The organism is Cystobacter fuscus DSM 2262 (assembly GCF_000335475.2).
In the GTDB taxonomy this organism is placed as follows: domain Bacteria; phylum Myxococcota; class Myxococcia; order Myxococcales; family Myxococcaceae; genus Cystobacter; species Cystobacter fuscus.
In genome coordinates this window covers 91,321-109,299 of the sequence record NZ_ANAH02000026.1, presented here as the reverse complement: position 1 = coordinate 109,299, position 17,979 = coordinate 91,321, and the positions used below count along the sequence as shown (strand labels likewise).

Annotated in this window: 14 protein-coding genes; 7 read left to right on the top strand and 7 right to left on the bottom strand. The window is 66.0% G+C overall.

Going from position 1 to position 17,979, the window contains the following annotated elements; translation table 11 throughout:
• Window positions 1-19 precede the first annotated feature (19 nt).
• Together D187_RS33905 and D187_RS33900 are read right to left on the bottom strand one after the other, a co-directional pair.
• Window positions 20-958 (bottom strand): DMT family transporter, encoded by a 939-nt coding sequence (locus D187_RS33905; protein WP_002624280.1) that lies wholly within the window; start codon window positions 956-958, stop codon window positions 20-22.
• Between the two features lie 10 nt (window positions 959-968).
• The gene (locus D187_RS33900; protein WP_002624279.1) at window positions 969-2,003 is read right to left on the bottom strand and encodes a TauD/TfdA family dioxygenase; all 1,035 of its coding nucleotides are present in this window, start codon (window positions 2,001-2,003) and stop codon (window positions 969-971) included.
• A 249-nt stretch (window positions 2,004-2,252) separates the two neighbouring features.
• On the opposite strand from D187_RS33900, the gene D187_RS33895 reads away from it, so the two are divergent.
• The 4 genes from D187_RS33895 (at window position 2,253) to D187_RS33880 (ending at window position 7,812) form a co-directional block, all read left to right on the top strand.
• Complete coding sequence (locus D187_RS33895) at window positions 2,253-3,356, top strand: NAD-dependent epimerase/dehydratase family protein (protein ID WP_211241601.1); 1,104 nt, start codon at window positions 2,253-2,255, stop codon at window positions 3,354-3,356.
• 266 nt (window positions 3,357-3,622) lie between these two features.
• Window positions 3,623-4,573: an arabinan endo-1,5-alpha-L-arabinosidase gene (locus tag D187_RS33890; protein ID WP_211241600.1), complete on the top strand. Its 951-nt coding sequence runs from the start codon at window positions 3,623-3,625 to the stop codon at window positions 4,571-4,573.
• A gap of 121 nt (window positions 4,574-4,694) precedes the next feature.
• On the top strand, window positions 4,695-6,536 hold the full coding sequence (locus tag D187_RS33885; protein WP_162159736.1) for a rhamnogalacturonan lyase: 1,842 nt from the start codon (window positions 4,695-4,697) through the stop codon (window positions 6,534-6,536).
• A gap of 232 nt (window positions 6,537-6,768) precedes the next feature.
• Entirely contained in the window at window positions 6,769-7,812 is a 1,044-nt protein-coding gene (locus D187_RS33880) for a hypothetical protein (protein ID WP_002624273.1), read from the top strand.
• 70 nt (window positions 7,813-7,882) lie between these two features.
• On the opposite strand, the gene D187_RS33875 is transcribed toward D187_RS33880, so the two are convergent.
• Both D187_RS33875 and D187_RS50760 read right to left on the bottom strand, forming a co-directional pair.
• The gene (locus tag D187_RS33875) at window positions 7,883-9,307 is read right to left on the bottom strand and encodes a hypothetical protein (protein ID WP_002624272.1); all 1,425 of its coding nucleotides are present in this window, start codon (window positions 9,305-9,307) and stop codon (window positions 7,883-7,885) included.
• Between the two features lie 70 nt (window positions 9,308-9,377).
• Window positions 9,378-10,598 carry a M12 family metallopeptidase gene (locus D187_RS50760; protein ID WP_002624270.1) on the bottom strand — a complete coding sequence of 407 codons (1,221 nt, stop codon included), beginning with the start codon at window positions 10,596-10,598 and terminating at the stop codon, window positions 9,378-9,380.
• A gap of 299 nt (window positions 10,599-10,897) precedes the next feature.
• On the opposite strand from D187_RS50760, the gene D187_RS33865 reads away from it, so the two are divergent.
• A complete protein-coding gene (locus tag D187_RS33865) occupies window positions 10,898-12,196 on the top strand; it encodes a LamG domain-containing protein (protein ID WP_002624268.1) in 1,299 nt (432 codons plus the stop codon).
• A gap of 42 nt (window positions 12,197-12,238) precedes the next feature.
• Here D187_RS33865 and D187_RS33860 read toward each other — a convergent pair whose 3' ends face one another.
• Window positions 12,239-13,093, bottom strand: coding sequence for an NmrA/HSCARG family protein (locus D187_RS33860; protein ID WP_002624266.1), 855 nt, complete (start codon window positions 13,091-13,093; stop codon window positions 12,239-12,241).
• Window positions 13,094-13,215: 122 nt separating this feature from the next.
• Here D187_RS33860 and D187_RS33855 point away from each other — a divergent pair, with 122 nt between their 5' ends.
• On the top strand, window positions 13,216-13,773 hold the full coding sequence (locus tag D187_RS33855; protein ID WP_002624264.1) for a TetR/AcrR family transcriptional regulator: 558 nt from the start codon (window positions 13,216-13,218) through the stop codon (window positions 13,771-13,773).
• 20 nt (window positions 13,774-13,793) lie between these two features.
• Here the strand turns inward: D187_RS33855 and D187_RS33850 are convergent, their stop codons facing one another.
• Together D187_RS33850 and D187_RS33845 are read right to left on the bottom strand one after the other, a co-directional pair.
• Window positions 13,794-14,765, bottom strand: coding sequence for an oxygenase MpaB family protein (locus D187_RS33850; protein ID WP_162159735.1), 972 nt, complete (start codon window positions 14,763-14,765; stop codon window positions 13,794-13,796).
• Between the two features lie 220 nt (window positions 14,766-14,985).
• Window positions 14,986-16,143 carry a PQQ-dependent sugar dehydrogenase gene (locus tag D187_RS33845; protein ID WP_002624262.1) on the bottom strand — a complete coding sequence of 386 codons (1,158 nt, stop codon included), beginning with the start codon at window positions 16,141-16,143 and terminating at the stop codon, window positions 14,986-14,988.
• 302 nt (window positions 16,144-16,445) lie between these two features.
• Here D187_RS33845 and D187_RS33840 point away from each other — a divergent pair, with 302 nt between their 5' ends.
• On the top strand, window positions 16,446-17,642 hold the full coding sequence (locus D187_RS33840; protein ID WP_002624261.1) for a cytochrome P450: 1,197 nt from the start codon (window positions 16,446-16,448) through the stop codon (window positions 17,640-17,642).
• The last annotated feature ends 337 nt before the right edge of the window (window positions 17,643-17,979 follow it).

Genomic DNA, 17,979 nt, shown 5'->3' with positions numbered 1-17,979 from the left:
CGCGCTTCTTCCGCGCTGCTCAGGCGCGGGAGGCCGCCACCGCGGGAGGGGCAACGCTCGTCTGGGTGGGCATGCGCTTGGCGAAGAACACCGTGACGATCACCGCCAGGCCGAAGACCAGGGTCATCGGATCCAGCTTCTCACCGAGCAGGGGCGCGGACAGCAGGATGGAGAGGAAGGGCTGGGCGAGCTGGAGCTGGCTGACCCGCACCGCGTCTCCCATCGCGAGCGCCCGGTACCACACGAACATCCCCAGCCACATCGAGAAGACCGAGATGTAGAAGAAGCCTCCCCAGGCGGACAGGGGGATGGGCGACTGGGGCCAGTTGGCGAGGGTGCACGGCACCGAGATGGGCAGCAGCAGCACGAGCATCCAGCAGATGACATGCTCCCCCTTCCACCGCTGAGACAGCTTGGCGCCGAAGGCGTAGCCGAACGCCGCCGACAGGACGGCCAGCACCAGCAGCGAGTCCGCCCAGTGCACGCTGACGCCCGCCACGCTGACGCCGGCGCCGCGCAGCCAGGCGAAGGTGACGACGAGCGCGGCGCCCAGGATCGCGAAGAACCAGAAGCCCAGCGAGGGCCTGCGGCGGAACACCAGGGCCGCCAGGGCCGCCGTCGCGAGCGGAAGAATGCCGGTGATGACCGAGGCGTGGACGGACTCCACGTAGCGCAGGCCCAGCGCCAGCAGGATGGGCCAGGCCAGCCCGTTGCCCACCGCCGCGCAGACCAGGGGCACGGCATCCTCCCGCGTGGGGCGGGGAGCACGGGTGGCCAACAGGTAGACCACCGAGAGCAACCCCGCGAACGCGGCCCGGCCGAAGCTGGCGAACCAGGGCGACAGCGCTGGCTCGAGCGCCGAGCCGGTCGCCATGCGCGTCATGGGCAGCGTGAGCGCGAAGGTCAGGACTCCGATGGAGCCAAGCCACAGACTCTTGGTTTCAGTTGACATCGCCATGTGCGTGAACCTAGGCCCGGACCAGATAGGGCAATTGGTGTTCGCTCATCCAGTGGCTCTGGAGCTGGTTCACCCCATAGAGCCGCAGCAGCCACCGGTCCGTGCCGTCGTAGCGGGGCACGAAGGTGTTGCGCGCATGCAGGACCTTCTGGTTGTTGATGATCAGCATGTCCCCAGGCGGGAGCAGGACATGGTGCGCCATGCGCGCGTCGTTGGCGACCAGCGAGAAGAGCTCCATGGCGTAGGCGGACTCGGCATCCGTGGGGTGGGCGAAGCCATACCGGGTGCACAGGGCTCCCCTGGCATCCGGCACCAGCAGGGGCGCGCGGCGATGCTCCACGGCCCCCGCGCCAAAGGAGGGCGGCCGGAGGATGTCGAAGCTGGGCTTCTTGAGCGACTCCACCACGAAGGCGGGCAGCGCCGACAGCACGTCCTCCAGCAGGACCACGGACGTCGGCACGGTGGTGTCACACCGCAGGCCAAGCCAGGCGATGTAGTTGGGCGCGGAGCACTCCGCCTCGCACGGCTCGTTGCCAATGGGCAGATGTGGATTGTCGATATGACAACTCAAAGGCATCAACGAGCCGTGGGAGCTGACCTCGTTCAGCGACTCCTTGGACGGCACGACGTGCCGGATGAAGCAGTCGCGGTTCTCCCCCGCATAGCCGACAGGAGAAACCCCCATGGCCTCGAACATCCCCAGCAGGATCTCCAGCGGCTGGGAGACCTGGTTGATGTCGATGAATCCATCCGGCGGGGTGGGCGGGAGCACGGTGTTGATGGGAAACCCCTTGACCACCAGGGCCGGGATTTCGCTGTCACGCAACTGCCGGATCCGCTCCAGCAACGCGGATGAGCTGGCATTGCGCAGCGCCCGCGCGCACGCCTCGCGCTGGCGCCAGGCATCCATCTCGTTGGACTTGGGCTGGGACGGAAGGGCCGAGATGAGGCCTTGACCCTCACCGTGGGTGAGGTGGTGCTCGACGAGCCGGGAGCGCGGGAGTGCGTTGTCTCGCAGGCAAAAACTCTCGGATAGGGCACGCATCTTCAAAAATCCTCACAGGGGCGTGAAACTTTGAATTCTGGATTTATCAGAAGCGCAAACCCGTCCGCAAGGTGGAGGGTCTGACCTCTGTATGTATTACCCCCACATGGGCTGCGCCGGGGCCTGGCTTGACGTCACAGACATAATCCTGGAATAATGGAAAACGACGTCATCACTGCATTGAGTGCCCAGCCCGGAAAAGGGGGTGGGCGCGGCGGTTCAGCACCCGAGCGTCCCCGAGACATACCCATGAAAAGCGTCCTCATCACAGGTGCCGGCGGAGAAATCGGTCACGGTCTCATCGCGCGTCTGTCGGCCGAAGGCGAGCGGACCATCATCGCCCTGGACGTGAACCGGCTCGAGCCGGGTATTGCCTCCCGCGTGGACCATGAAATCACCGGCTCCATCCTGGACCAGGGCCTGCTGGAGCGGCTGTTCGAGCAGTTCCAGATCGATCGCATCTTCCACCTCGCGGCGCTGCTCTCCACCCGGTCCGAGCTCGTGCCGGTGATGGCCCATCAGGTGAATGTGGAAGGCACGGTGAAGCTGTTGGAGATGGCCCAGCGGGCTGGAGAGGCGCGGGGACGGCCCGTCACCTTCCTCTATCCCTCGTCCATCGCCGCCTATGGCCTGCCGGACGTGCGGACCAAGCAGGCGGCCGGGCGGTTGAAGGAAGACGAGTGGACGCGCCCGAGCACGATGTATGGGTGCAACAAGCTGTATTGCGAGCACCTCGGCGACTACTACGCGCGGCGCTACAAGCAATTGTCGGTGGAGCCGGTCAGCGGGCGGGTGGACTTCCGGTGCGTGCGCTTCCCGGGCCTCATCTCCGCGCAGACCGTCCCCTCGGGAGGGACGTCGGACTTCGCGCCGGAGATGCTCCACGCCGCGGCCCAGGGACTGCCCTACGCATGCTTCGTCCGGCCGGACACGCGTATTCCCTTCATGGCCATGCCAGACGGCGTCGAGGCACTGCTGCGGCTGGCGGCGGCTCCGCATGAGCGGTTGTCGCGCAGCACCTACAACCTGGCGGCGTTCAATCCCTCCGCGGAGGAGATCCGGCAGGCCGTGGTGCGGGCGTTCCCGGACGCCCGGATTTCATACGACCCCAATGCCTTGCGCCAGGGAATCGTCGATTCCTGGCCGGCGGATGTGGATGACAGCGCGGCCCGCGCGGACTGGGGATTCCTCCCCCAGTATGACTTCGAGAAGGCCTTCTCGGAGTACCTGCTTCCCTCCATCCAGCGGCGTTATGCGCGCAAGTCCGATGAGGGCGGAGCCGAGGTGGTGCGGCTCCCCTCCCGGCGGGAGGCCACGTTGCCGCGGGGCCGGAGCCGGGTCGCCAAGGGGTAGACGGGGCGCGGAGGCGCTCACCCCCTGGTCGGTGGCTTGGGCATCAGCACCGCGGAGAGGAATCAATCCTTGATGTCTTGTGGGAGACAAGCCCAGCCATCCGAAAGGGTGGCTGGGCTTTTAGCTACTCCTCCGAGAGCCAAGAGCGGCCCTTGCCTACATTGCTTTGTCGCCATGTGAGCCAAGAGCGGCCATTGCCTACATTGATTCGTCGCCATGTGAGCGCTAACAATGCCGGGATGACTAGAAAATACGGGTTTGCAGGTTTGGCGGTTCTCACCACAGCCTCCCTGACGATGGCCGCGACCGAGGCCCCCCTCGCGGACTCGCTGGCCGCGTACCCGAATCCCGGACGCGTCACCGGCGACATCGGCATCCACGATCCTTCCATGGTCAAGACCCCGGCGGGGACGTACCTGGCCGTGTCCACGGGACCCAATTTGCAGCTCAAGACGTCGGCCGACCGCACGGCCTTCCGCAACGCGGGCGCGGTCTTCCCGAACGGCGCGGCCTGGACCACCACATACACCGGCGGCAGCCGCGACCTCTGGGCTCCGGACATCTCCTACCGGAACGGCCGTTACTACCTCTACTACTCGGCCTCGACGTTCGGCTCGAACCGCTCGGCGATCTTCCTGGCCACCAGCACGACCGGCGCCTCCGGTTCGTGGACCCATCAGGGGTTGGTGATCGAGTCCTCGCCGGGCAATGACTACAACGCCATCGATCCCAACCTTTACGTCGACCCGCAGGGCCGCTGGTGGTTGACGTTCGGCTCGTTCTGGTCGGGGCTCAAGATGATCGCGCTCGACGCCTCTACCGGCAAGCGCTCGGACAACACGGTCCGTTCCATCGCCGGGCGCGGCGGAGGAGCAATCGAGGCGCCCTTCCTCACCCAGCGCGGGTCGTACTACTACCTGTGGGTGTCGTTCGATCGGTGCTGCCAGGGCGCATCGAGCACCTACCGGATCATGGTCGGCCGCTCGACGAGCGTGACCGGGCCGTTCGTGGACCGCAATGGCACGGCGATGACCGCCGGCGGGGGAACCGAGATCCTGGCCGGGCACGGCTCGATCCACGGCCCTGGGCATCAGGCGGTGCTGACGGACAATGACGCGGACGTACTGGTGTATCACTACTACACGGACAGCGGTGCGCCCACGCTGGGGATCAACCTCATCGGTTACGACTCCCAGGGCTGGCCCTTCGTCTATTGATGCATGCCTCGCGAGTGGTTTCACCCCTGGCGGAGGCACCTGGGCCGCCATATGCCGCGACAGTTCCAGCCCGGTGAGCAGAACGAAGTCCTGGAACGTGTTCCTGAAGTGGACCCCTATCATGCTCAGACATCTCCTGTTTGGCCGCGCCGCTTGCCTGCTGGCAGGCGCCGCGATCGTTGGTACTGCCACCCCCGCCACCGCCCAGTACCAGCGTGAGACGCTTGGACGCGGCGTCGTTGCCGTGCCCGCGTCGAACGGCGGCACCCTGGTCTCCTGGCGCCTGCTGGCCACGGACCCGGCCGGCGTCGGCTTCCACGTCTACCGCGATGGCACCAGGCTCACGACGGATCCGCTCACCGACCGCACCAACATGCGTGACACGCGGGGCACGTCGAGCTCCACCTACACCGTTCGCGCGGTCGTGAACGGCAGCGAGCAGGCGGCCTCCCCCGTGGCCGCGATCTGGTCTGGCGGCTATCTCAACCTCCCACTGCAGAAGCCCGCCGGCGGCACCACGCCCGACGGCGTCGCCTACACCTATGTGGCGAACGACGCGAGCGTCGGCGATCTCAATGGCGATGGCCAGTACGAGCTCGTGCTGAAGTGGGACCCGACCAACGCCAAGGACAACAGCCAATCGGGCTACACCGGCAATGTCTACCTCGACGCCTATCAATTGAACGGCACCCGGCTGTGGCGGATCGACCTCGGCCGCAACATCCGCGCGGGCGCGCACTACACGCAGTTCCAGGTGTTCGACTATGACGGCAACGGCCGCGCCGAGGTCGTGATGAAGACCGCCGACGGCACCGTCGACGGCCAGGGCCGCGTCATCGGCAATGCGAGCGCGGACCATCGCAACAGCGGGGGTTACGTCCTCGCCGGCCCCGAATTCCTCACCGTGTTCGAAGGCACCACCGGCCGCGCGCTGTCCACCGTCAACTACGTCGTGCCGCGCCACCCCGACACGCAGAATCCTTCGTCGAGCCAGCTCAACAGCATCTGGGGCGACAACTACGGCAACCGCGTCGACCGCTTCCTCGCCGCCACCGCCTATCTCGATGGCAGCCGTCCCAGCATCATCATGGCGCGCGGGTACTACACCCGCACCACCGTCACCGCCTGGGACTTCCGCAACGGCTCGCTCACCCAGCGCTGGCTGTTCGACAGCCGGGCGCTCGGCGACTCAAGCTCCACCGGCCAGGGCAACCATCAGCTGAGCATCGCCGACGTCGATGGCGACGGCCGCGATGAAATCCTGTACGGCGCCATGGCCTTGGACGACAACGGCACGCGGCTGTGGACCAGTGGCCTCGGCCATGGCGACGCGATGCACGTCTCTGATCTCATCCCGTCGCGCCCTGGCCTCGAGCGGTTCGGTGTCCATGAGAGCCCGGGCAGCAACGGCGGCATCGGCGCCGCGATGCTCGACGGGCGCACCGGCCAGCGCATCTGGACGAGCTCCGCCTCCAGCGACGTCGGCCGCGGCATCTCCGCCGACATCGATCCGCGCTACCCCGGCGCCGAGGCGTGGGCGTCCAACTCGAGCACGCTCTACAGCTCCACCGGCCAGAACATCGGCACGCGCCCCGGCCCGATGAACTTCGCCATCTGGTGGGATGGAGACAAGCAGCGCGAGCTGCTCGACGGCGTCACCATCAGCAAGTGGAACTACACGGAGCAGACGCTCTCGACGTTGCTCTCGCCCTCGGGCACCGCGTCCAATAACGGCACCAAGGCCAACCCGGTGCTCAGCGCCGATATCCTCGGTGACTGGCGTGAGGAGCTGATCGTTCGGACCACCGACAGCACGGCGCTGCGCATCTATTCCTCGCCCTATTCGTCCAGCTACCGCTACGTCACGCTGATGCACGATCCGGTGTACCGGCTCGGCGTCGCCTGGCAGAACACCGCCTACAACCAGCCGCCGCACCTCGGCTACTTCATCGGCGACAACTGACGCCGGAAGGTTGATCAAACTCATGAAGCCCAACTTGGCTTGGGCCGCCGTCAGCTCGTAGCGAAACGCGAGGCCCGAGAGGACGTCGGGTGGAGGAGCTGGTGGGCCGGGGCCCCCGAAGGTACCCCAGGGGGCTTTGCTCTCACTTTACGAGGAAGTATCGTTAGTCATGTTTTGATTGACATGCTGGAAAGCGTCTGGTTCCCTGTCTGATCACGCAAAGGAGCCGAAAATGGTGGACAGGGACGATCTCGAGCGCAGCACCGCGGTCCGGTTGGAGGTGGGACGTCGAGCGTTTCTCAAGGGCTCACTGGCAACGTCGGGAGGGCTCATCCTCGGAGGGGGCTCGGGGCTCGTGTCAGGCATTGTCCATGCGGCGCCCGCCGGCTTCCCGACCTACACATACATCGGTACGGCGTTCAACAAGAACAACCTCAGGTACAACCCGACCGGCGAGTTCATCTTCCCCTGCATCCGCGGCACGGTTGGCCGGATCGCGAACCCGTTGGCGCGCTACTACCTCTATTACGCGCCCCACGATGCGCCCGGAGGTATCTGCCTGGCCTACGGCGACCATCTCTCTGGTCAGTTCACCGAGTACCCCTACAACCCGATCTTCTCGCGAAAGTGGCCGGGAGGCCCTGACGGCATCAGCCACATCTCGTCACCGCACGTGCTCTGGAACTCGCGGGTGAGCCAGTTCTACCTGTACTTCCATGGCGAGAACACGGTCACCCGCGTGGCGACATCCACCGACGGCATCAACTTCACCTACCAGGGCGGGTGCGTCTCGACGAAATTCTTCACGGATGGCTCCGTCACCGAGACGTCCTACGCACGGGTGTTCGAGCACGACATCCCGTCCAAGGGCAGCCACTTCGTCATGGTCTTCATGGGAATGCAGAACGGGCGCCGCAAGCTCTTCTGGGGCTGGTCCGCGTCCGGTGACGCGCAGACCTGGACGATCCAGCAGAAGCCCCTCATCTCGCCGGCCGCCGATGGTGTCACGGACATCTCCGGGCCACACGTGGTGTTCCGCAACGGAACGGCCTACGTCATCTACCACGGGAACAGTGGCAAGATGTACATCACCGAGGTCGGGCTGAACTTCGACAGGGAGATTCACCTCGGGGTGTTCCACAATCCGTTGAGCGGCTGGCCCGACAAGGGCCGGTCGGCGGCGCCGTCGTTCGGCACCGAGAACGGCGAGGAGTACATGTTCTACGAAGCCGGTAACCGCCTCGAGGGTTCGATCGCCGTCGCCAAGGTGCTGTGAGGGGGCCTCTCCTGACCCGGGGCCCGATACGCGAGCGTGGCGGGAGAGCCGACTTCGTGGACATGACCTCCTACCGCGCCGCGAGGGAGCCGAACGGCTTCCACTCGAGGATCTTCAGGTCGAATCCGGCTTGCCGCTTCGTGGCGATCCAGTCTTCGAGCGCCAGCAGCGCGGAGGCCTCGTCGTCGAAGGTCTTGTTCACGCCATCCCTCGTCACGAGCGTCGTCCCCTTGATGATGGCCGACGTGTACTCGGACTTCCCATTGGCGTACTTGGAAAGCTCTCGCTCCAGGAGGCCCCGGCCAGGAATCTCGGTCGTGACGCGGAGAAAGTCCCCCGTGTAGCGCGCCTCCAGCCCCCGCACCGCGCGCACCGCCGCGTCCACACTGTCGAAGGCGAAGCGAAGCGCCGTCTTGCGTCCGTTGTTGTAGCCCGCGTGCACCTGCACGATGGCCTCGAAGCGCTCGATCTCCAGGAACAGATCGCCACGCTTGCGCCAGAAGGTGACGCGCTCCGAGGCCCGTGTCGCATCGAGGGCCGGCGAGGGCTCCAGTCCCAGGAACTTCTCCCCGTCGAAGATGACCACGGGGAACTCACCCGACCCATTCAGCCACACCTCGCCGGTCTTCCGCTGCGCGTAGTAGATGTTGCGCGCACTCACCTCGACTGGCGCACGCGCGACGATGCCCGCCACGTCGATGCCCTGGAGTTCCTCGGCCGTGGGTTCGTCCGGCTCCTTCACCTGCCGCGGCTGGGGGGCCTCCGTGAAGACAGGCTCGTTCCGGGAGATGCGCTCGAAGAGTTCGTCATGATGGAGCTCGTCCAGTTCCACGTCGTAGAGGCCAGGAACGAGGAAGGTGGAGGCGAGCGACGCCGCTTCCTCACCGGAGCGCCCGTGCTCGAACCGGTGCTTCACGCGCTCCTCTCCATGCACGGTGACGTCGTGGTCGTTCTCGTCGAGGAAGCGCGTCTCGAGCGCACCGGCGACGACGAGGCTCTCGTCGTTGTAGACGCCCTGGATGGCGTCACGCACGACGAGGTCTCCGAGGACCAGGAAGTTCCCCGACGTCCGAAGCCCCCAGGCGGTGCACCGGCCGACGACGACGACCGTCGAGTCCGGCCCGGCGTCGTGGATGACGCCCCCCACCTCCAGATCACCGAGGACGACGAGCGGGGCGGTGACGCTCAGCGAACCGGAGACGCGCGCATGGCCGGTGACGACCGTTGGCGTGGAGACCTCGCCGTCCAGGACATCGTCCCGGGCCTCGAGAAGCTCGCGCAGCACCACGGCCGCGAGACCAATGTGCGTGAGGGGCCCAGGGCACAGTTCCTGGATGAACTCCGTGACGGAGCGCGCCTTGCCTGTCCCGAAGGCACTCGCGAGGGTGGCAACCTCGGGCTCGTCGTGATGGGAGATGGCCGCGAGGACGGGACCCTCGAGCCGGGTGAGCGTCGCTTCGGCTTGGGCGAGGAATGCGTCTTTGGTGAGTTGCATGGTCGACGCACTCTAGTTGCCTCCCCGCCCACCGCGGCGCCTACTTCACGGAGAAAGTGAAGAGCTCGTGTCAGAACCGGGTCCACTTCTGGGCGGCCGAGCGGTTGCAGTCCCAGATCTGCACTGCGGTTCCCGGGGCCGAGCCCGCGCCGGCCACGTCCAGGCAGAGATTGCTCCCCTGCGCGCTGCGCACCTCTCCGTTGCTGATCGTCCATCTCTGCGAGGCCGAACCGTTGCACTCCCAGATCTGGACCCGAGTGCCCCACGTCGTCTTCCCGTCGGTCACATCCAGGCAGCGGTTGGGAGCGAGGGTGCTGCGCAGCTCCCCATGGACGCTCAGGAACCATTCCTGCGAGGCCGAGCCATTGCACTCCCAGATCTGCGTGCGAGTCCCTTGCGCCGAGTTGCCGTTGACGACGTCCAGGCAGCGATTCACGGCCACCCCATTGCTGAAGCGGGCGCGCGGGCTATAGAGCGACTCCGCGCCACGGGTGTCCCCATCGGACAGCCCATCGCGCTGCCCGAAGTCCCCTCCTCCATCCTTGCGGACGATGGTCGGCTGGCCATTGGAGGAGAAGGCGTAGGCGCCGTAGTGCATGATGGAGCCATAATCGTAGGGGCCCAGGTCCATGCCATCCGCCCCCTTCTGCGTGTAGGTCTTGAAGTTGCCCTGCGCTTCGGACTGGATGTTGTCCCAATTGATGGTGATGTGGTTGTCCCGGTCGGCACGGCTCTGCTCGTGCCAGAGGCCCAGGGCATGTCCGATCTCATGGATCGTGGAGCCCACGCTGCATCCACCGCCCAGGTCCAACGTCTGCTCGCCTCCCTTCTTGCCGACGAACGAGCTACAGCCAGAACCCGGCCGGAACCGCACGTAGTCCGCTTCCGTCGTGCGCGGCTTGAAGCGCAAGGAGGTCTTGGATTCCCAGTGGCGGATGGCGGACGTCACCCGGTCGCTGTCGGGCAGGGCCGCATCGATGACGTAGGGGACCGTGGCCCCCGGCCAACGGAAGCCCGTGTTCGCCCGGCCCACGGACTGGCCGCTTCGGGCCGGCTCCTCCCGCGGGTCGAGCAGGATGTCCCCCTCCATGACCGCCATGCCGTCGATCTTCTCGTAGGTGACCGTCTGCAACCCGAGTCCTGGCAACGCCACCCGGGCGGTCACCACTTCACCTGCCTTTCCGGGGAAGGCCTGCTCCGTCTCATGGGAGACACCGCAGCCGCCCAGCAGCAGGGTGCTCAGCGCGGAAGCACTCATGGACAGACGGGCGAATCGATGCTGACGGCTCATGGGGGTTGTACCTTTTCGTGGCGGCTCGGTTCGGGTCGAGCGTGAAAGCACCCTAGCATGAAAACACGAAAATTGCCGCAATACAAGAAATACATGTAAGTCAGGTGAAAGAAAACTCACGACATATGCGCGCCGCACCGGACAGGCTCTCGTTCTCCAATACGGCGAGAAACATGCGTGGATCGTCCCACGAGAGCGTCGTGCCCATAAAAAATCGTACAGCCGGTGTACGTTAATTTCGATTCTGTTCCAGCCCCTCGTGGCCCATCTTCGCCTCATCAATGGAAAGGAAGCTTCGAATGAAGAATCAACCTGGATTCACACGCCTCTCCTCGCTTTTCAAGACGACACTGGCCTTGTTCACGGCCTTCGCCTTCAATGCCAATGCGGCTCCCTTCGTTGACACCTTCGACCGGTTCGACTCGTCGATCTGGAGCTGCGAGTACTCCTGCCCGACTGTCTCCGGCGGCACCGCGAAGTTCCATGTGAAGAAGGGGATCGAACCCGACACCATGGGCTCCTGGTCGAAGATCCGCTACAAGCCCAAGCGCTTCACGTCGGGAACCTTCAAGGTGCGCTTCAACCTGTCGCACCGTCCCGAGGGGGCCGTGTGGTGGGGCATCGCGCTGTGGGACGATGGTCCCACCTCGGACGAGAAGAACTTCCACGAAATCAACTTCGGCTACACGACCAACCAGTCGCTCTCCAACACGCAACTCCTTTTCGAGAGCGCGAAGTTTGGAAAAGCCTTGTCCCTGCCGATCGACACGGGGGTCGATCTCTATGACGGGCAATACCATGAGGCCTCGCTGGAGTACGATGCGGACCATGTCTCCCTCTTCTTTGATGGGAGGCTGCTGCGGACCATCACGGACAAGACCGTCATTCCAACCGACCCAATGGATTTCATCATCGGCCCGCGTCTCGTCACGGGCTCGGCGCCCCTGGTCAAGGACTTCACCGAGACCGTCGATTGGACGGAGATTTCAGACGTCGTGATGACGCCTTCGCTGCCGGACACCGACAACTCCCTGATCACGCCTGTCCAGAATGGCTCCTACACCTTGAACCAGGGCGTCCCCATCCGCTTCTCCGCCAGTCCCGCCGTGGCGCGCATCGTGTTGCACTTCTCGGACTCGTACGTGGATTTCGCCACCCTGACCCCCCCGTTCACCCACACGTGGTATCCCCCCACGGTGGGCAACCACGTGCTCAAGTATGAGACCTACGACAGCGCCCGGAACTTCATTGGCCGCGGCACGCGAAACATCACGGTGACCAGCTCCTCCCAGGTCTATTTCACGAGCCCCAGCCTGTACCACGACATCGTGCGTGGCACGCTCCACGCCGCGGTGATCGCGAGCGATCCCTCCCGGGGCACCCAGGACGGAGAGGGCATCCAGAACGTGCTCTTCGAGTTGATCAAGGACAACACCGTGGTGTCCTCCCGCCTGGAAGGACTGGCTCCCTATGACTGGTACCTCGACACGGCGACCCTCGCCAACGGCGTCTACACCCTGAGGGCAACGGCGACGAGCACGGCCGCCGCTGGCGGTGATGTGAACACCGTGTCGCTCCCCGTCACGCTCCAGAACTGAGCGCACCACGGCGGGCCCGAGGGGGCGTGACGGCAGCTGACGTCACGCCGTCTGCCGCAGCCAGGCCTCGAAGGTGAGCAGGTCGGGCACGAGCTGGCGGAGCGCCGCCACGTCGGCCCCACTGGTCATGCCTCCGCGGTCGGTGAAGTCGGTCAGGCGGCGCATCATGTCGTTGGCGGCCAGCACCTCGGCCGGGAAGCGCGCGTAGCTGGCCTCGATGCCGCGGGCGCGGCCGAAGAGGGAGGCGATGGCGGGGCCCGTCAGTTCATCACCGACCAGCTCGAGGGTCTGGCCGAGGTGGCGCGCGGGGTCGGCGAACACGCGCGCGACCAGCCGGCCAATGTCGGCGACGGCGATGAGTTGGAGCGGCTGCTCGGGACGCATGCAGAAATGGAAATGCCCCTGCGTCAGCCCGAGGTGGGGCTCGAGCAGCAACTCCATGAACGCCGCGGGCCGCACGATGGTCGCCGGCAGGCGGCTGCGCCGGATGTGCTCCTCGATGCGCCACTTGCTCTCGAAGTGCCCGACCCCCGTGTCCGGCCCCAGCCACGCCACCGAGGAGTAGACGAGGTGCGCGACGCCCGCTCGGCCGGCGGCGTCGGCGACGGCGATGCCAAGGCGCTCCTCTTCCTGATCCGTGACTCCGTACTGCGGCTGGCCCGAGCTGGGCTGGACGCTGAAGACGCCGTACGCCCCCGCCATCGCCGCGGTGAGCGCGCCGGCATCGCCCATGTCACCCGCCACCAGCTCCACCCCCTCGAGCGCCCGCGCCCGCGGGCTCGCCGGATCGCGCACCAGCGCTCGCACCCGCCAGCCGTCGCGCACCAGCGCCCGCGCCGTCGCGCCCCCCTGCTGCCCCGTCGCCCCCAGAACCAGGATCGTTCTCGCCTCTGCCATGGTCGCTCCCTCGTGTAGTGATAGGAACGGAAGGTGACTCCGGTTAAATACGGAGGAACCCTCCGGAAAATGCTCCGATTGAATACGGAGGTAGCCTCCGGTTCGCAAGGGAGATGAACGAGATGGAGAAACGTCCCGAAGAGCGCCCCCTGCGGGCCGACGCCGCGCGCAACCGGGCGCGGCTGCTGACCGCCGCCCACGAGGTCTTCTCCGAGCGTGGCGCCGACGCCTCGTTCGAGGACATCGCCCGGCACGCGAAGGTCGGCATCGGCACGCTCTACCGGCACTTCCCCTCGCGGGAGGCGCTGCTGGCGGCCGCGTGCGACGAGCGTCTGCTGGAGATCGCGCGGGCGAGCCAGTCACGCGAAGGGGAGGAGGGCGACGCGGCCGAAGCGCTGGCGAGCTACATCGAGCAGCTCGTCACCTCGGCGGGCCTCTACCGCGGGCTGGCCACCTCGATTGGAGTGGTGCTGCGGAGCGGCACGCCGGGCTGCCACGCGACAACGCAGGAGGGTGAGCGGCTGCTGGCCCGGGCGAAGCGAGAGCGCGTCATCAAGCGCGACGTCCTGCTCGACGATGTCGTCTGCATCGTCACCGCGGTCGCCCTGGCCGCCCCGGGCGACCCGGCCCGCATCCGGCGCCTGATCGCGATGTTCTTCGATGGCATGAGGTGCGCCTGACCTCCACTCCCGCGAGAGGCCTACCGCCCCTTTCGGAACTCCCTCCACCGCGGGTGGTTCCTCACCTGGGTGACCAGCCAGGAGGGGAAGAAGGAGAGCAGGTCGAGGGTCGTCATCTTGTCGGGTGCCACGTTGTTCGCGGCGTTGAAGGCATTGTTCAGGCCCACGTTGAGGGAGCTGAAGCCGGGCTGCCGGTAATCCAGTGAGTGGGGATTGCCCCGGCAGATGCCATTGGCGAAGAACTGGTACCACATCTCCTGGGCCTCATCGTGGTTGTGCGGAATGAGCTGTGAATGCAGACCCAGGAGTGAGCCGAAGATCCGCCAGAAGTAGTACCACTGGTCCTCGTTGAAGCCGTAGCCCTGAGGCATCTGGGCTTGTTTGTCACGCCAGGCCTGCGCGGGTGCATAGGCGAAGGTCAGCAGCGTGAAGGCCACGCCACTTTGATTGTAGAGCGGCCTTCCCTGGTGGGAATGCTGGCGGAGCAGGCGGTTGTGCATCATGCCCAGCAGCAGGGTGGTGAGCAGGGTGCGCCTCTCGTAGACGCCGCGCCACAGTCCATTCATGTTGCCCCAGAGGAGGCGGAGCATGATGCGTGCCGTCTCCATCACGCGGAAGCGCAGGACGTTGGGGTTCTGGAAGTGCGGCAACTGGGTAAAGAGCCGCTCGACGTCCTGATGGAGATAGGTCGCCTTGAAGGAAAAGCCGTTGAGGACGTTGATGGAGAGGGGCTGGGCAAAGACATAGAAGGCCTCGTCCCGCGCGGCCTCGAACGCGGCCGCGAACGCGTCGGCGGTGGGATGACCCACGATGTTCGCCATGTCGGCCGCGCGAGGACTGGCGAACATGGCTCGCGCCAGTTCCCGATCTCCATAGGACGCTCCCCACCATCCCTCCAGCGCCGAAAACGCCGCGAGCGCGGGCCGGTAGGTTCCCCCCATGGGCGTCGAACCCTGGTGATTCGTGTCCCAATGCGTTCGGAGCGTCTCCATCAGGGGCGCCCGTGCCGAATACATGACCGAGTACAACGAGTCATGAGCGGGAAGGGATCCATGGAGAAGCTGACTCACATCCTGACCGCGAACCAGAAATGGAGGGGGCATGTGATGAACTTAACATTGCCGGAGGGTGCAGTCCCGAACTCCGCACCCAGGTGAGGCCATCACCCAGGTGCGAGTCGAGCCCCGCCCTCCGCCGCGGAGCGCGGGTGGCTCAGGGGGCGGGACGCAGCCGCAGGAGCTTGCCCTGGGAGCCGCTCTGGCCGTCCTGGAGCAGCCAGATGCTGCCGTCCGGACCCTCCTCGACCTCGCGGATGCGGCTGTTCATGCTCCACTGGTTACCCTTGGCCGCCGCGGTGCCGTTCAGGTCGACGCGCACCAGCGACTGGCTGGACAGGCCGCCGATGAACAGGTCGCCCTTCCACTCCGGCCAGAGCTTGCCCGAGTAGACCATCAAGCCGCCGGGCGAGATGACGGGGTTCCACCACACCTTGGGAGCCTCGTAGCCGTCGCCCGCGCGGTGGTCGGGGATGTCACGGCCGTCGTAGTGGCTGCCGTTGGAGGCGTTGGGCCAGCCGTAGTTGAGGCCGGGCTGGATGAGGTTCACCTCGTCGCCGCCCTGGGGACCCATCTCCTGCTCCCACAGGTTGCCGCTCGCGTCGAAGGCGAGGCCGAGCAGGTTGCGGTGGCCATAGGACCAGACGGCGGGGTGGAAGCCCCGGGCGGCCAGCGGGTTGCCCGCGGCGGGGGTGCCATCGTCATTGAGGCGCAGCACCTTGCCGAGCGTGGCGGTGGGGTCCTGGGCGGGATCGAACTTCTGCCGATCTCCGTTGGTGAAGAACAGCTTGCCGTCGGAAGAGAAGGCGATGCGGCCGGAGAAGTGGCCATCTCCGCTCACATACGGCGTGGCCCGGAAGATGACCTGCACGTTGGCCAGCGAGGGCGAGGTGCCGTCGGTGAAGGTGCCCCGCGCGAGCGCCACGCCCTTGCCGGTTGAGCGCGACTCGGAGTAGCTGAAGTAGACGAGCCGGTTCTGCGCGAACTGGGGATGGATCACCACGTCCAGCAGTCCGCCCTGACCCGCGCTGGACACGGGGAGCGTGCCGGTGACGGTCTTGCGCTGCGTTCCGTCCGCCGAGACGAGGTGGAGCGTTCCCGCCTTCTCGGTTACCAGCATCCGGCCGTCCGGCAGGAAGGTCATCGCCCAGGGCGAATTGAAATCCGCGACCTCGGTGATGGAGAAGCCCGCGGCGATCGCCTCGGGGAGGCTCTCCGGGCTGTCGGAATCCAGGTCGCGAGGGTCGGCGCTCGTCGCGTCGCCGCAGGCGGCGAGGAAGGCGAGGGAGAGCAATGATGTACGAAGAGATGGCATGATGGGAACTCCCGCAAAGGTGGAGAGCCAAGTTATAACGGACCCGCACGCTCCGTAAGTGACAAAAACGCCAATCGCCATCGAGGTAACACACGGTTGAACAGATGACACACGGGGCCTGCTCCTCCCGGGCAGAGGCGGCCCGGGGGGGCGGCGGAAGGCATCGCCAGTGCCCTCGCGCGCGGACAAACTCCGGGGCGAGCTCTACCCTGGCTGGAGGACGCCACGCCCCTTCAACCAGGGTCCCCATTCCACCTAGAGTCTGGGGGGCGCTCGCAAACCGCACCCCCGAAGGAGAGACCGTGACTCATTCCATCAACCTGTTGGATCCCGAGTTCCTGGCGAATCCCTATCCACATTACGCGGAGCTCCGGCGCCGGAGCCCGGTCTGCCAGGTCGAGCCCAATGGAATCTGGGCAGTGACTCGCTACGAAGACGTGCTCTACGTGCTCAAGAATCACTCCCTCTTCTCCTCGGGGGGCTTCAAGGCGGCGTGGCAGCCGCCCTGGGTCGGCTACAATCCCATCGCCAATTCAATGATTGCCACGGATCCGCCGCAGCACACACGCCTGCGCGGCCTTGTCTTCCGCGCCTTCGGACCTGACGCCATCGCCAGGATGGAACCGCGCGTGCGCGCCACCGCCGAAAAGCTCGCGGACGGGCTCGTGGAGGGCGCTGACTTCGTTCAGAAAATGGCGCTGCCGCTGCCCGCGTCCGCCATCAGCAACATCCTCGGGCTCGATGAGGAGCTCCTTCCCTATTTCAAGCAGTGGTCGGATGACTTGATCTCGGTCACCCCCACGCCTCCGAGCCCCGAGGTCGCCGAGCGGGTCCGGGGCACCGTCGCGAAGGTGACCGGGTATGTGCGAGAGGTGATCGAGGCGCGGCGTCGGACGCCGACGGACGACACGGTGAGCGAATTGCTCCGCGCGGAGGTGGAGGGACAACGGTTGTCGGACGCCGAGATCACCGACTTCCTCATCCTGCTGCTGATCGCCGGACTGGAATCCACGACGAATCTCCTCGGCAACTCGCTCGTCTTCCTCGCCGCGCATCCCGAGATGATGGAGCGCTTGCAAGCCGAGCCCTCCCTGATTCCGCCGTTCATCGAGGAGATGCTCCGCTACGAGAGTCCCGGCCAGGGCATTCCCCGGCTCACGTCCGCCGAGACCACGCTCGCGGGCGTGACCCTGCCCGCGGGCGCGCTGGTGTTCCCGATGCTGGGCTCGGCCAATCGGGACGAGCGGAAGTTCCCGGATCCGGATCGGTTCGATCTGAAGCGCAACACGCAGGGCGTCCTGGCTTTTGGCCAGGGCGCTCATTTCTGCGTCGGCGCGATGCTCGCTCGCATGGAGAGTCGGCTCGTTCTCGAGACGCTGCTCGCGCGCTTCCAGCGGGTCGAACGTGTCTCGGACGACCTTCAATACCAATGCGCGCTCACGACACGGGGCCCCATCGCGCTGCCGCTCCGCTACATCCCCCTCCGCTCGCGCGTCTAGTACGACAGTTGGATTTCCCAAGGGCCGTGCAGCCCGTCTGGGCACACGCGGGCCCAAGCGGCCCACCCAGGGCGGAAAAAACAGGTAGGCTCGAACACATGAGGCGTTCAGTGACGTTCCTGGTTCTTGTCGCTCTCTGTACGGCAGGCCCCGAGACGTGGAGGAAGGGCGGCCGCATCGACAGAGCATTGGCGAAGGATGTCGAGGCCGGATGGCGGGAGAAGACGCCGGACGTCTGCCATCCCGAGTGTGGGCCCTGACGTGCGAGAGGATGGACGGCTCAGGACATGGCTCGTGGTCCTCGGTGGCATCCTCCTGCCGTTGCCTCTGCTGTGGC

Bases quoted from the DNA above. Each gene is read 5' to 3' on its own strand.
- D187_RS50760 (WP_002624270.1), bottom strand. From the start codon at position 10,598: ATGAGCCGTCAGCATCGATTCGCCCGTCTGTCCATGAGTGCTTCCGCG.
- D187_RS33875 (WP_002624272.1), bottom strand. From the start codon at position 9,307: ATGCAACTCACCAAAGACGCATTCCTCGCCCAAGCCGAAGCGACGCTC.
- D187_RS33900 (WP_002624279.1), bottom strand. From the start codon at position 2,003: ATGCGTGCCCTATCCGAGAGTTTTTGCCTGCGAGACAACGCACTCCCG.
- D187_RS33845 (WP_002624262.1), bottom strand. From the start codon at position 16,143: ATGCCATCTCTTCGTACATCATTGCTCTCCCTCGCCTTCCTCGCCGCC.
- D187_RS33905 (WP_002624280.1), bottom strand. From the start codon at position 958: ATGGCGATGTCAACTGAAACCAAGAGTCTGTGGCTTGGCTCCATCGGA.
- D187_RS33855 (WP_002624264.1), top strand. From the start codon at position 13,216: ATGGAGAAACGTCCCGAAGAGCGCCCCCTGCGGGCCGACGCCGCGCGC.
- D187_RS33880 (WP_002624273.1), top strand. From the start codon at position 6,769: ATGGTGGACAGGGACGATCTCGAGCGCAGCACCGCGGTCCGGTTGGAG.
- D187_RS33895 (WP_211241601.1), top strand. From the start codon at position 2,253: ATGAAAAGCGTCCTCATCACAGGTGCCGGCGGAGAAATCGGTCACGGT.
- D187_RS33860 (WP_002624266.1), bottom strand. From the start codon at position 13,093: ATGGCAGAGGCGAGAACGATCCTGGTTCTGGGGGCGACGGGGCAGCAG.
- D187_RS33885 (WP_162159736.1), top strand. From the start codon at position 4,695: ATGCTCAGACATCTCCTGTTTGGCCGCGCCGCTTGCCTGCTGGCAGGC.
- D187_RS33865 (WP_002624268.1), top strand. From the start codon at position 10,898: ATGAAGAATCAACCTGGATTCACACGCCTCTCCTCGCTTTTCAAGACG.
- D187_RS33850 (WP_162159735.1), bottom strand. From the start codon at position 14,765: ATGGAGACGCTCCGAACGCATTGGGACACGAATCACCAGGGTTCGACG.